The 14757-nt window shown below is 51.8% G+C and carries 7 protein-coding genes and 2 pseudogenes; 7 read left to right on the top strand and 2 right to left on the bottom strand.

The features are described 5' to 3' along the window. Positions 1-333: 333 nt before the first annotated feature. A pseudogene (locus BM297_RS22110) lies at positions 334-572 on the bottom strand (IS3 family transposase); the annotation flags it as partial. A 554-nt stretch (positions 573-1126) separates the two neighbouring features. On the opposite strand from BM297_RS22110, the gene BM297_RS07600 reads away from it, so the two are divergent. The 5 genes from BM297_RS07600 to thyA all read left to right on the top strand — a co-directional run bounded on the left by BM297_RS07600 (position 1127) and on the right by thyA (position 7349). After that, positions 1127-2260: a tyrosine-type recombinase/integrase gene (locus tag BM297_RS07600; RefSeq protein WP_092429853.1), complete on the top strand. Its 1134-nt coding sequence runs from the start codon at positions 1127-1129 to the stop codon at positions 2258-2260. After that, entirely contained in the window at positions 2257-4062 is a 1806-nt protein-coding gene (locus BM297_RS07595; protein ID WP_092429851.1) for a site-specific integrase, read from the top strand. The genes BM297_RS07600 and BM297_RS07595 overlap by 4 nt, the downstream gene beginning before the upstream one ends. A gap of 308 nt (positions 4063-4370) precedes the next feature. Further along, the gene (locus BM297_RS21525) at positions 4371-5981 is read left to right on the top strand and encodes a site-specific integrase (protein ID WP_139231035.1); all 1611 of its coding nucleotides are present in this window, start codon (positions 4371-4373) and stop codon (positions 5979-5981) included. Between the two features lie 16 nt (positions 5982-5997). Next, complete coding sequence (locus tag BM297_RS21520) at positions 5998-6519, top strand: hypothetical protein (RefSeq protein WP_139231034.1); 522 nt, start codon at positions 5998-6000, stop codon at positions 6517-6519. Then, positions 6516-7349, top strand: a complete 834-nt coding sequence (gene thyA / locus BM297_RS07590; RefSeq protein ID WP_092429849.1) for a thymidylate synthase — start codon at positions 6516-6518, stop codon at positions 7347-7349. Before BM297_RS21520 ends, thyA begins: the two co-directional genes overlap by 4 nt. 96 nt (positions 7350-7445) lie before the next feature. Here the strand turns inward: thyA and BM297_RS07585 are convergent. Beyond that, positions 7446-8410, bottom strand: a pseudogene (locus BM297_RS07585) (IS481 family transposase). Positions 8411-8816: 406 nt separating this feature from the next. Between BM297_RS07585 and BM297_RS07580 the strand changes: the two are divergent. Then, entirely contained in the window at positions 8817-11915 is a 3099-nt protein-coding gene (locus BM297_RS07580) for a BPTD_3080 family restriction endonuclease (RefSeq protein ID WP_092429847.1), read from the top strand. Then, positions 11912-14731 carry a site-specific DNA-methyltransferase gene (locus BM297_RS07575; protein ID WP_245768226.1) on the top strand — a complete coding sequence of 940 codons (2820 nt, stop codon included), beginning with the start codon at positions 11912-11914 and terminating at the stop codon, positions 14729-14731. The genes BM297_RS07580 and BM297_RS07575 overlap by 4 nt, the downstream gene beginning before the upstream one ends. Positions 14732-14757: the final 26 nt, after the last annotated feature.

The following is a 14757-nucleotide window of genomic DNA, read 5'->3' as shown; positions in this document are numbered from 1 at the left end:
TGTGTTGTCCTCCGGGTGTTTGGGGGGAACTTTTCGTATTGTGCATATGGACTTGTGCACAGCTCGTGAACCCGGAGCCAAAGTCCCTGAGCCAGCTTGGATGGGCAGCGATGGCCTGGAAACGTTCTTCGGCAGTCTATCGATAGACGCATGAACATCAGGTTCAAAACCAGCGGTTTCGACGCCAAGGGCTCATTGCTCGGGTTGGGGCTCTCTTAGGTTGAGCTCTGCGCGGATGCTGGAGAACAACTCATCGGGAGTGAGCGTCTCCTCCATTTTCAGGTAGTAGCGCGTCAGGATCGTCAGAGGATGGACGAGGTCCGCCTGAGTTTGATATGCGGACGCCTTGCGCAAGATCTTGTTGGCTTGGTGCTGTTCACGCACCTCACGTTCTAGAGCCTGGATCCCCCCCGGTCGCGTTCGCTGCTGGCCTGAGCGCTGTGCTGGCCACTATCTCGCTCAGACTGCCGCATCCAGCGGCGCAGTGTTTCGGTCGTGCAGCCGATCTTGGCAGTGATTGAGAGGTTTGCTGCCCACTCCGATTCGTGATCGCTCTGACACTCAAGCACCATAAGAACCGTTCTCTGGCTGCCGGGAAATACTTGGTAGCTGCCTGCATGACTCCATCCTCGCTGGGTGGAGGCTCTGTGTAGGAAAGCGGTGGCGGTTCACTTTGCGTCGGTGAAGGTGTAACGAAATCAATCGGGAGGCTTCATGACCAAACTTTTATTATTAGAGGCTGTATCAGAGAAGAACGATAGGACATGGTTTATAGCTGCGAGCAAAATCTAAGCGTGATTTTTTATAGCCATGTACAAGCTATATGAGTGACTTTGCAGCTACGTGCAAAATGCATGATTAATGTTTTGTAGCTACCTGCAAAGTTCATGCGTTCGCATTTCGCAATAGCTTGACAGCTATGCTGCGGGGTGTGTAAAAAAATCTAGGATTCGAGATCGCCAGAGATGATCATAATAACTTGTAATCCGTTGGTTGGTTATTAATCTTTCTGGTGGTAAGTTGCAAAATTAATTTTATTGGGTGCCTCCTGGGTGAATCGAGGCGTAGTGTTCTTGCGCGCATATATGTGTGCAAACAATAATTGGCTACGTATCGTCAGGTGCAGATGAAACTGGTAATTGTTCCTCCATGCAAAAAGTATGGCATTAGATGTTTGCTTTTGGACGATCAGGAGATGGTTGTCGAGTTGGTAAGCCATTATTTAAATACGCTGGCTTTAAGCGGGCAAGGCTACTCGCCAAAGACAATAGTTTTGTACGGGAATAATTTGCGATATCTGTGCGAGTGGCTGGCCAGTGATTCTTTATATGGCAAGCTGCCGATGGATCATGTTTTGTCAATTATACCTCGCGGAGTTATAAGTCAATATTTGTCTAGATTGCGGCAAGCTGGTAAGGAGGAGACAACGCTTAAGAATCGTGATTTGACGTATAAAGGTTTTTTCGAATGGCTGACGACTAGTGAGGCAGAGGCGGTACGAAGCTCAAGCGGCTATGAAAATGGCTTGATCATTAAAAAAGCAAGCTCAAGGAATGTTCCGAGATTCGTAACAAAAGAGCAGATGATTATATTGCTCGGCGCTGTATATCATGAATCCCAGCGCTGTGCTCTGCACTTCATCTATGATGCTGGACTACGTGTTTCAGAGATCGGACGAGTTCTTAAGGAAGATATAGATGCATTGGATCAATGGCCGACAGAGTTGGCATATTTGCCACTTTTGATCAGAGGAAGCAAAGGGCGCGGCGGGAGGAATATAAAAGAAAGATATGTTCTGGTGACGAGGGCGATTTATGATCGAATAAAGAGATATCACAGCAGTGCCGCCTATCGATTTGCGCACTTTAGCGGACCAAAGCCGGCATTTCTGAATACAAATAGATCGCGCATCTCTGCCAAGTCAATACAAAAAACTGTTGAGGCCGCGGCAAAGCGCGCTGGATTCTTGCCTGGTACTGTCAGCCCTCACAAATTGCGTCATGGCACTGCGCTAACTATTTTGCAAGGGGCTGATGGGCATGACTATCTCGAAAAGCTCGTGCTGATTCAAGTCCAATTTGGTCACGCTAGCGTTAAAAGCACAGAGGCATATTCAAGAATTCCTCCTTCATTATTCATAAGGTTGGACGGGAATAAAGAGGTTAGAGAACGATTTCAAGAGGCGCAAGATATATACGACCGGACATTCTTGGCAAACAAGTTTCACTGTGAGAGAAGGGGGCGCAAGAGAAAGTCATGAGGATTATTCATAAAAATGAGATGCCTGAGCCAACGCTGGATTCCCCTTTGGTTCAAGTTGCGTGGATTTTTGATATGCGCGCCTCACTTGCCAAGAGTAATAGTGCCGCCAATAACTTCACTAATGCAAAGAAGTATTTTTTAGAATTTATCAAGGCGTATTTTTCTGAGGGTAAGGCTCTAGATCCTTACTACGTTGATTGCGAATTTGATGAATATACATTGCTTCGCTTTAAGCATTATTTTGATGATTTGGGGATGTCATCATATCACTCTGCGGGTGTTTTATCTGCTGTGCGCCAGACCTTCCAAACGGCAATAGAAAATCAATGGATAAAATTGAAAAGCTTCATTGATTACGTACTGCCAGCAGGTAGCCGAGAAACGGATGCTCGGAGGCCATATTCAGAAAAAGATATGGCCGCAATCGTTAAAGCGCTGAACGATGATATTCGCTTTGCGCGAAAAATATTAAGTCCGTATGTCAGAACTGGTAGAGGGCATGCCCCTGACCTCAGTGCTCATCAGACTCTTGGGATGAAACGTGAGAATGGGTGGTGGGATGATGAAGATAATATGTGTTGGTATTTTGAGAATGAGCTTAACTGCCAGGCTATTACACATCTGCACCCTGACGCCCAAAAAAAGCATAAATATTTTTTGATTGTTGCGACAACGAGGCACGGTGGGATACATAATCTTTATCGTCGCTTGGGGGTGACTGCATGGATTGGGCATGAATTAATAATGCCATATATATATAAGCTTTTGGCTGAGACTGGGCTTAATCCTTCTGTAGCGTTGGCTCTGAAGATTGATGATTATCAGGACGGCCATCCGCTTACAAATCGTCCATATTTGAGATATTGGAAGGAACGCGGTAGTGGCGAAGGCGAGCTGCATCTAGAGTTGTTTGAAAGCGGGGTGTTGACTCTTGATGATCAGCAGGCAAAAAACATTAAGCGCATATGGGCTGACGTAGTGGCGTTGACTGCCAGCTTTCGCCATGAACTCCCACCTGAGAGCCGCGATAGATTGTTTGTATATCAATCTAGAGCTAGTTCATGCGCTGGGCAGGCTCGAGATTTTCTGAAGTGGACTGGTTTGCATACGTCGTGGACAAAAGATTTTGTCAGGCGACATCAGTTATTTGATGCTCAAGGTGAGTATTTAAGTGTCACCATGTCTCGCTTTCGTCCATCCCTTGTTTCAAGAATGCTGAAACGTGGTGTGGATATCTATATCGTGAAATCAATTCTGGGACATCGCAGTATCTTGACCACGCTGCGATATATTGATAGTCATGATTTTAATCCGTTGGCGCGCAAGGAAGTAAAGAATACATTAGAAATTATTAGGGATAACCGGCGCGAATACGAGTGCGCACCAAAGCCCTTGGCCGTTGAGTCATACACAGAAAATGACGTTATTTTTTCCACTGGGCTGGCCTTCTGTAAAAACGTTTTTAGTCCGCCTGAAAGCATTCGTAAAGCTGGAGGGATAAACTTGGGAAGTCCTTGCACATATTTTAATATGTGCTTGAAATGTCCCAATGTTCTTATTGTTCAGGAAAACTTGCCGCAATTGTTTGCCTTGCGCCGTCAGTACATGGTCGCAATGGATCAAGGTCTATCTGCCACTACGCACAGGTCAGCTATCATGCAAAATATTCATGTGTTGAATGGTTTGCTTGATGCTAAAACCAGTGACTGGCCGGATCACGTGCTTGCGGAGGCTGAGCGGAGATCAGAGTTTATTGATGTTCTGGTCGATCCAGTGGCCATCAGGGGTATGTGCTCATGAGTTTTTCAGAGTCTGACAAAATAAGATTTGTTGAACTGCTATCTACCCCGGCTGCGAACATTGATGATGTTAAGGTTTCTAAGGTCTCAAGCGTATACTCCCCTGTTTGGGACTTTACGAAAGACTTAAAGCACCGGCCGCGCTCGATAGATAATGCTGCTCTAGTTGTTAATTGGTGTAGGTGGCCATTCTCGGTTGCTCTTCGCAAAGAGTTACAGCATGTTTTTTGCTTATATCGTTTGGCGCCTAAGTACTTTTCCGCCAGAGAGTCAAAGCCGAATTCCTTCTGCTCTTTGGTCAGCCGATCCATGGATTTTCTGGCAAATGTTGTTAGGACGTTTCCTTCGGCTGAATTGGCTGAAAGCCTAGATCAATTTACTTGGCTTGATATTGACAAGGCTGCGCGTTGTTATAGTTATTCATCTGATACTCGCGTAAAGCAGGGGCTCAAGATAATATTTAACCCTGGTTCTGCTAAGGTATTGGAGAAAACTTTTTGCTTTGGGCCTCAGCAGATCCGAAGGCTGATCATTAATTCCGCTAATTCGCTGAGTCCAGAGGAGGCTTTAAATAAGAGCTTGAAGGGCCCAGAGTGGATGTCTGATGAGTTTTTTTCATTCCTCAGTGATGAGTCATCTGCTCGGGTTAAAGATTTTCTTTTGCGTATGGGGGCTAAAATCGAGGATGCATGTTCATGTAAGTACACTGCTCCTGAAGGTGTTCAAGGGATTAAATGTTTCCCACAGGTATTTTGGCTTTACGAACAGCTGCGTAGGGCAAATAAAAAATGTCCTATTTCAAATGAAACCCCAGCTCAAGTCCAGTATCAGTTAGATCGTCTTGAGGTCAGGGTTGGCACGCTTGCCGCGTATCTTGCCGAGGTCAACATGGCTGCGCAAAGTGTCTTGGCTATGTATATGGGGGCAAGATTTTCAGAGCTGGCCGAGGTGGAGGTCGGGTGTCTTAAAGAGATTGATGGCATGCCGTGTGTCGTTAGTCGTAATTTCAAGGGGCGTCCGGACTCAAGTAATGAGAGCGATAGTTGGGTTGCAATTCCTGTTATGCGCGATTCGGTTCGGGTCTTGGAACTTCTCGCGCGCTTGAAAAATAATGGGAAATTGTTTTCTTCACTTTCAACCGCTGGTGGAACGTCGATCAGGGGGAGGTCTGTGAAGAATGAAGGTGTCGGGTATTCTTCCGGCGGTTTTTCTAGCGCAATGAGAAAGTATATTGAGTCAGTAGATAAGTATGGTAGGTTCAAGGGTTTGCACTTCAGTAGTCATCAGTTTAAGCACTCGCTTGCTCGGCAAATGATCAAGGCTAAGTTGGGGCTCCCTTATGTAAGCTTTCATTTGAAACACCTTCATTCGCGTGTTTCTACTTTGCCTAGCGATGTAACTTTGGGTTATGGGAATGCAGGAAAGGTTCTTCAGAGTGAGTCTGCTGGTTTGCGGATGCATGAGGCTAGGCGCGAGCTTGCAAAAAAAATATTCGATCCGGACAGTGTAGTGTGCGGCGGTGCAGCTGCAGAGTTTGATGAGCGCAGGAAATCATTTTTCAAAGGCATGACTGACGCGGGAATGACTAAAGAGCAGATTATTAATGAGTTGGCTGCGGTCGCCAGTTCAAGTTTTGTAAATGTTGGTCTTGGCTATTGCACTGGGCGAGTGGGTGACTCTGAAGTTAAGGTTCGCCCTCCGTGCATCGGTAGTTTGCGTTGTAATCCTAGTCAGTGTGCCAATGCAATTATATCAAAGGATGCCCATGGGGCGGCCTGGAGGAAAATGTACGAAGAAAATAAGAGGATGGCCGAAGATGCAAGGTTTTCATACGGCCGAACTCAGTTCGAAGCTGCCGCAGATGAGGCGCGTAAGGTTCTTTATCTGCTAGGGGAAGATGAAGGTTTGAATGTTGAGTGACTGTGGTGGAATGTAAATGGGGGAGAATCTCACGTTTGACGAAAAGAATGAAAAAGATTATATTGAATACACTGAAAGGATCAATTTTGCGCTAAGCATTATAGCTAAAGAGCATAAGCAGCCGGCAACAAAGTCTAATTTGGCGAGGTTGTCGGGAGTTCACCGAAATACACTTAGAAATCGAGCTATTATGGATTGCCCTGCTGAACTTAGAGGTAGGCAGGATGCAGCCAATTTCGGTTGGCCATACTCGGTTCTGGCGGAAATTATCGCTGCACGTAAATCAGCTGTGTTGGATAAGGGTGAGACAATCTCTGAGATATCTATCTTGGAGCTCAAAGTGAAAAAATTAGAGCAACAGTTGGGGATGAGTCGTCATCAAGTCGCTGCATGGTTCACTCGAGCGATCCAACTCAAGCGAGAGCGGGACGAGGCAAGGCGTAGTGTTGAATTGCTGGCCAGTAACCAAAGGATGCTCAAGGATGAGGTCAGTGATCTGCGTAAGAAACTTGTGCAAAGCATAAAGGTGTTGAAATGAGACAGTATTTAGATTTGATGCAAGAAATTTTGCATGGTGGTGAGCCAAAAGGTGATCGAACCGGTACGGGGACTCTCAGCGTTTTCGGGAGACAAATGCGTTTTGACTTGAGCAAAGGGTTTCCTCTGCTGACAACTAAAAAGTTGCATGTTAAATCAATAATTCATGAGTTGCTGTGGTTTCTTAACGGGGATACGAATGTTCGATATCTCAATGAGAATGGAGTAACCATATGGGACGAGTGGGCGACTGAGAGCGGAGATTTGGGGCCACTTTATGGCAAGCAGTGGAGAAGTTGGCCGACGAAAGATGGTGGGGCGATCGACCAGATTAGTTGGGTGATAGATTCGATCAAGAAAAACCCGAATTCTAGGCGGCATATTGTTAGTGCTTGGAATGTTGAGTATCTTCCGGATGAGTCAATGAGTCCGCAGGAAAACGTCAAGCAAGGTCGTATGGCTCTTGCTGCGTGCCACACTCTATTCCAGTTTTATGTAGCTAACAATAAATTATCTTGCATGCTTATGGCGCGCAGCCAGGATTATTTGTTGGGCACTCCATTCAATATTGCTAGCTATGCTCTGCTGACTCATATGATTGCACAACAGTGTGACTTGGAAGTGGGTGATTTCGTATGGACTGGTGGAGATGTACATCTTTATCTGAATCACATAGATCAGGCTAAGCTGCAATTGTCTCGTGAGCCGCGCGATCTGCCAAAGCTCATCATAAAGAATAAGCCTGGGTCGATTTTTGATTATAAGTTTGATGATTTCGAGATTTGCAATTATGATCCTCATCCAGCTATTAAGGCGCCTATTGCGATATAGAAAATTTTACTAGAAGGATGAGTTTTTCTGATTTTTTGTATGCATCGATAAAAGCTGGGCGGCGCAATCGATCTTTACGGTGTAATTTTGCTTGATCTAGGTATGCAGTCCCGGGGTGAGGTGGTGGGGGTCAAGCTTGAAACGGTCCGGCGTTCGAGTCCAGGCATCACAGATCGTTTTGAGCGGAGTACGTCACCGTAGAGCCTTCAGGTGCTTGGCAAAGTTGTATGCCGTGACGAAGGCCCGCACATGGGCTTTCAGGGCATCGAAGTCCGGGTAGTGGAACGACTTGATGGTGGCCTCCTTCACGGTGCGGTTCATGCGCTCGGCCTGTCCGTTGGTCCACGGGTGATACGGCTTGGTGAGCTTGTGCTTGATGCCATGCTCTTGGCAGACACGGTCGAAAATGTGCCCACCAAACCGATTGGTCAGGCCGTTTCGATACCGTGGCTGCTCGGTGAACGCCACGCCGTTGTTCGTGAGGACGGTGTGGATGGTGTACGGGTATGCCGTCACCACCTCTTCGAGCAACGCCGCGCCGTTCTGCTTTGTCGCAGCACCGAAGAACGCCACGTGGGTGAACTTGGTGACGCGATCGATCGCTAGGAACATGTGCTGTTTTCCCTGCTCCAGACGGAGCTCACAGCTGTCGATGTGCAGGTGGCCGATTTCGGTTGGAGCAAACTTTCCATGCTTGGCTCCGCCAGGCTCGCTGCTGGGCAATCTGCTGATGCCATGGCGTACCAGACAGCGATGCAATGCACTGCGAGTCAGTTGGGGGAGGGTTTCACGCAGATGCCCCTGCAGGTCGTCCAAGGGAAGCAGAGTGCGGCGCCTGAGCTCGACCACCATCGCCCTTCAGCATCCGAGAGCCGGACGCTACATGGCTTGGTAGGGCCCATAGGTTTGTCAGTTGTCGTCGAGCGCGAACGCCACTTGGCTACGGTCTTGACGTTCAGTCCGTAGAGGGCGGCAAGGGCGCGCGTCGACTCTTGCGACGCTTGGAGCTCGGCTCGAACTCGCGGCGTTGTGCGGGCTGAACCATGAAGACCTGTTGCCATAGCGCATCCTCCTGATGAGAGCTCAAGAATGCACCATGACTTCCTGGGACTGCACACCTAGGAAATCCGTGGTGCCATCATTAGGAGCCACCACCCAGCAATGACTAGCCCCAGTCAGCGTGTTGCCCGTTTCCTCTCCCCAGAAGTCTCCCTGCTGCAGTCGCAGCCCACGCGCAGGTGGGTCAAAAAATCGAATGCTTTTCCGCCATAGGTCGCGGCTTCCTGAGCCGTCCCATCGTCAATCTGCTGTCGATTCGGCATCACAAACCGCTATCCTTCGTCTTTTCGGCTCTATGGGAAGCGGAAGGTTGAATCCCAAGCACGTGCCGAAGACGGTTGGAATGCATCGTGTAACAAGCACGTCGCTCAACCGAACGACAAGACCAAGGAGCGCAGGTTTCTATTTATGTCGAACCCGTTTTTCGATCACCCGATCCTGAATTCCCCATACCAGCGGCCCGCCCGCCACTGGGAGCTAGACGAAACCGGCCAACCGACTCAGAAGGTCGTTGAAGAACGGCGCAAGGCCCAGTTCATTACCCCCATTCCCAAGCCCAAGAAGCAGAAATCGGCCCCTAAGCAGGAAGGCTTTCTCTTTGACGAAGGAAAGGGGCTTTCCACCGGCAAGCAGCAATACGACCCCACCTCGATCATTAACAAGGTTCGTGGTCATGTAGACACATGGCGTGCGTTGCCAGCCAGCCAATGGCAGGTCACCCCCGAAACGGCGCGCTTGCTCCAGCATTGGCGGCATCACGACTTTCATGGCGTGCGCCCGTTCTTTTGCCAGGTCGAAGCGGTTGAAACGGCGATTTGGCTTACCGAGGTCGCTCCCTTATCCAAACCTGGCAAAGAACTGCTGGAGCACCTCGCGGCTGCCAACAAGGACGCCAATCCCGAACTGATGCGTTTGGCGCTCAAGCTTGCTACGGGTGCCGGCAAGACGACAGTCATGGCGATGATCATTGCCTGGCAGACCGTCAACGCGGTGCGTAGCCCTGCCAGCAAGAGCTTCACGCGCGGTTTCCTACTCTGTGCGCCGGGCCTCACCATCAAGGATCGTCTGCGCGTGCTGCAGCCCAACGATCCGAACAGCTATTACAAGGACCGTGAGCTGGTGCCGAGCGACATGCTGGATGACATCTCGCGAGCCAAGATCGTCATCACCAACTACCACGGCTTCAAGCTCCGTGAACGCATCGAGATCTCCAAGGGTGGCAAGCAACTGCTCAAGGGGCGAACCGGCAATGATCCTCAAACGCTTGAAACCGAAGGACAGATGATTCAGCGCGTGATGTCGGATCTGATGGGCATGAAAAACATCATGGTCATCAACGACGAAGCGCACCACTGCTACCGCGAAAAGCCTGCATCGGATGATGACTTCATCGATGACAAGGGCAATATGCTTACGGGGGAAGCCCTGAAAGAGGCGAAGGCTCACGCCAAGAATGAGAACGAAGCAGCCCGCCTCTGGATTTCCGGGCTGGAAGCGGTCAATCGCAAGCTGGGAGTCAATCGCGTCATCGACCTCTCGGCCACGCCGTTTTTCCTGGCTGGTTCTGGCTATGTCGAAGGCACCCTGTTCCCTTGGACGATGAGCGACTTCTCTCTGATGGACGCCATCGAGTGCGGCATCGTCAAGCTGCCGCGCGTCCCTGTTGCAGAAAACATTACTGGCAACGAGATGCCGATGTTCCGCAACCTGTGGGAAAACATTCGCAAGGACATGCCCAAAAAAGGGCGCGGCTCTAACCAGGATCTCGATCCGCTCAAGCTTCCGACAAGGCTGCAGACAGCCCTGCAAGCCCTCTATGGGCACTACGAGAAAACCTTCGCAAAATGGCAGGAGGCTGGGATCAGCGTTCCCCCCTGCTTCATCGTGGTTTGCCAGAACACCGCCATCTCCAAGCTGGTTTACGACTACATCTCCGGTTTCCAACGCAAGAATGATGACGGCACGACCACCCTCGAAAACGGCCGTCTCGCCCTGTTCCGCAACTTCGACGAAACCACCGGCAATCCGCTGCCACGCCCGAACACCCTGCTCATCGACAGCGAACAGCTCGAAGCCGGTGATGCGTTGGACGACAACTTCCGCAGCATGGCGGCGGACGAAATCGAGCGTTTCCGCCGTGAGATCGTCGAACGCAGTGGGGATGTACGCGCAGCTGATAATGTCACGGATCAGGAGCTCCTACGCGAGGTCATGAACACTGTCGGCAAGGCAGGACAGCTCGGTGGCTCGATCCGCTGCGTGGTGTCGGTATCGATGCTCACCGAAGGTTGGGATGCCAATACTGTCACCCACGTGCTCGGCATCCGCGCCTTCGGCACCCAGCTCCTGTGCGAGCAGGTCATCGGCCGCGCACTACGCCGCCAATCTTATGACTTGAACGAGGAGGGCCTGTTCAACGTCGAGTACGCTGACGTGTTCGGCATCCCGTTCGATTTCACAGCCAAACCCGTCATCGCACCGCCCTCCACACCGCGCGAAACCGTACAGGTGAAAGCGATGCGCCCAGAGCGCGATACGCTGGAGATCGTCTTTCCACGTGTCGAAGGCTATCGGGTCGAGTTGCCCGAAGAACGTCTGGCCGCCACCTTCAACGACGAGTCCAAGCTCGTGCTCACGCCCGACTTGGTGGGCCCGTCGCAAACGCAGAATGCCGGCATCATCGGCGAGTCGGCAGACATGACGCTCCAGCATCTTGGAGACATGCGCCCCTCCAGCCTGGTTTTCAACCTCACGCAACACCTGCTCTACACCAAGTGGCGAGACCCCGGCGAAGAACCCAAACTGCACCTCTTCGGCCAGCTCAAACGCATAACCAAGGAGTGGCTGGACACTTGCCTCATCTGCAAGGGTGACACTTACCCGGCCCTTCTGATGTATCAGGAACTGGCTGACATGGCCTGCAACAAGATCACCGCGGCCATTACCCGGCACTTTCTTGGTGAGCGCCCAATCAAGGCGCTGCTTGATCCTTACAACCCCAATGGATCAACCCGAAATGTGCGCTTCAACACCTCCAAGGTCAGCCGCTGGGAAACCAGCTCGCAGCACAGCCACATCAACTGGGTTGTCCTCGATAGCGACTGGGAGGCCGAGTTCTGCCGCGTCGCCGAGCGTCACCCGCTGGTGCGAGCCTACGTGAAGAACCACGGTCTCGGCTTCGAAGTGCCTTACCGCTTCGGCTCGGAAATGCGCAAATATCTGCCGGACTTTATCGTACGTGTCGACGACGGCCACGGCCCGGACGACCTGCTCAATCTCATTGTCGAGATCAAGGGCTATCGCGGCGAAGACGCGGTGGAAAAGAAGTCCACCATGGATACCTACTGGGTACCCGGTGTTAATCACCTCGGCAGCTACGGCCGCTGGGCCTTTGCTGAATTTACTGACGTATTCCAGATGCAGCACGACTTTGCTGAAAAAATCGAAAAAGAATTCAACGAGATGATCGAGTCCGCCACCGCGCAGGCCGACAGCGAGAAAGCATGACCATGGCCAAGCAACCCGACCTCAAGACCGTAGAAACCCTCAAGCACGACGACGCAAAGCGCAAGAATATCCCATCGGCCGAGCAGCAATCCTTTGTGCAGGAACCGGCAAAGCCAAAGCAGATCCGCTACCCGCGTAACACGGATCTAGATCCGCAGCTCGTTTGGCGCGGCAAAGACGAGCAGGACTGGAGTGATCTCGTCGTCAACGCCCCGCCGCTCTACATCCAAGAAAAGGTTCATCCCAAGGCTCTAATCGACGAACTGCTGCGCGAGACACGGGAGCGCGAGCACAATGCCGGGCAGATGACGCCCGACCTGTTTGCCGACTTCAACGGCATCCCCAAGGGAGCGGACAAGACCGAGTTCTACCAGCACGACCAGAACTGGACCAACCGCATGATCCTCGGTGACAGCCTGCAGGTCATGGCTAGCCTCGCCGAGCGCGAGGGCCTGCGCGGCAAGGTTCAGTGCATCTACTTCGATCCGCCCTACGGCATCAAATTCAACAGCAACTTCCAGTGGTCTACGACTAGTCGCGACGTCAAGGACGGCAAGGCCGACCACATCACCCGCGAGCCGGAACAAGTCAAGGCCTTCCGCGACACTTGGCGCGACGGGATTCATTCTTATCTGACCTATCTGCGCGACCGGCTGACTGTGGCTCGCGATCTGCTGACGGACTCGGGGTCGATCTTTGTGCAGATCGGCGATGAGAATGTGCATCGGGTGCGGACCTTGATGGATGAGGTGTTCGGCACAGAAAATTTCGTGAGCTGCATCGTCTTTGCAAAGACATCTAGCTCAACTGGTGATTTCCTCGGGCCTACATTTGACTACTTGCTCTGGTACGCCAAGCGTAAGGAAATGATTAAGTACCGTAAGGTTCTCTTGAAGAAAGCCCCTGGACAACGTGGCGGCACAGGCTACAAAAGCGTGCAAATGCATGACCTTAGTCGCAGGCGGCTTACAAAAGCCGAGATTGACGCTCCAGAAACTCTACCAAGCGATGCTCGAATTTACTTTCGCGACAACCTTACCAGCCAAAGTGTTGGCCGCGACAAAGGTGAAGGTGCGGCGTCTTGGTTTGGAGTGAACTATGAGGGCCGAGTAATCAAACCGTCGCTGAGTGTCCGCTGGAAAACAAACGAACAAGGATTTGACAGGCTTTTAAAGTCATATCGTGTAGAGGCTAGTTCGGGCAACAATCTCGGATATATCCGCTTCCTCGATGATTACCCAGTTTTTGAGTTGACTGACATATGGACCGATACGCTTGGTCAAAATCAGTTCGGTGGCGCAAAGACGTATGTCGTGCAAACTGCACTGTCAGCTATTGAACGCTGTGTTCTCATGACTACCGATCCTGGCGATTTGATTCTCGACCCCACCTGCGGGTCTGGATCAACAGCCACCGTCGCCGAACAATGGGGGCGCCGCTGGATCACCATTGACACCTCGCGCGTCGCACTGGCCTTGGCCCGCGCCCGCATCATGGGCACACGCTATCCTTACTACCTGCTTGCCGATTCACGTGAAGGGCAGGTGAAGGAAGCCGAGGTCACGCGCACAGCACCTAGTTCTCAGCCGACCCATGGCAACATCCGGTACGGCTTCGTCTATGAGCGTGTACCGCACATCACGCTGAAATCCATCGCCAACAACTCCGAAATTGATGTGATCTGGGAGCTGTGGCAGGCAAAGCTGGAGCCGCTGCGCGAGCAACTGAATGTGGCCTTGAAGAAATGCTGGCAGGAGTGGGAGATTCCGCGCGAAGCGGGCAAGGAATGGCCGGAGGCGACAAAGAAGCTCCACACCGAGTGGTGGCAAGCACGTATCGCGCGGCAGCAGGATATCGATGCGTCCATCGCGGCCAAGGCCGAGTTCGAGTTCCTCTACGACAAGCCTTACGAGAACAAGAAGGCCGTGCGCGTAGCCGGCCCCTTCACGGTGGAAAGTCTCAGCCCGCATCGCACGCTGGGCGTGGATGAGAATGACGAGCTGATAGACCCGCTGCCAGTGTCCGAACCGGGTGCCGACTATGCAGCGAAGCAATCCTTCCCGCAGCTGATTCTGACGAATCTGAAAACGGCTGGCGTGCAGCAGGCGCACAAGGAGGACCGCATCAGCTTCACCATGCTCACGCCCTGGCCGGGCGATCTGGTCTGTGCAGAGGGGCGCTACCTCGAAGGCGAGTCAGAGAAACGCGCCGCCATCTTCATCGGCCCCGAATTCGGCACCGTGCAGCGTGCAGATCTGGTGGCTGCTGCGCGTGAGGCTGCAGACGCAGGCTTCGATGTGCTGATTGCCTGCGCCTTCAACTTCGAGGCGCACACCACCGAATTCGCCAAGCTCGGCAAGCTGCCCGTGCTCAAGGCACGCATGAACGCTGACCTGCACATGGCCGAAGACCTCAAGAACACCGGCAAGGGTAACCTTTTCGTGATATTCGGCGAGCCGGACATCGAGCTTATCCCCCAGGGCGACGGCCAAATACGCGTGAAGGTGCTCGGCGTGGATGTGTTTAAGCCGCAGACTGGCGAAGTCATTAGCGACGGTGCCGACGGCATCGCCTGCTGGTTCATCGACACCGATTACAACGAAGAAAGCTTCTTCGTGCGTCATGCCTACTTCCTCGGCGCGAATGACCCCTACAACTCGCTGAAGACCACGCTGAAAGCCGAGATCGACGCCGAAGCCTGGGCCTCGCTCAACAGCGACACCTCCCGATCTTTCCCCAAGCCGAAGTCCGGTCGAATTGCCGTGAAGGTAATCAACCACTTGGGGGATGAGGTGATGAAGGTGTTCAAGGTTTGATGAGTATCTCATGGTCCCGGGTTGAC

Origin of the sequence: Geopseudomonas sagittaria (assembly GCF_900115715.1) — a bacterium.
Taxonomy (GTDB): Bacteria; Pseudomonadota; Gammaproteobacteria; order Pseudomonadales; family Pseudomonadaceae; genus Geopseudomonas; species Geopseudomonas sagittaria.
Note: the sequence above shows the minus strand (reverse complement) of the source record. Positions and strands in the feature narration are given on the sequence as shown.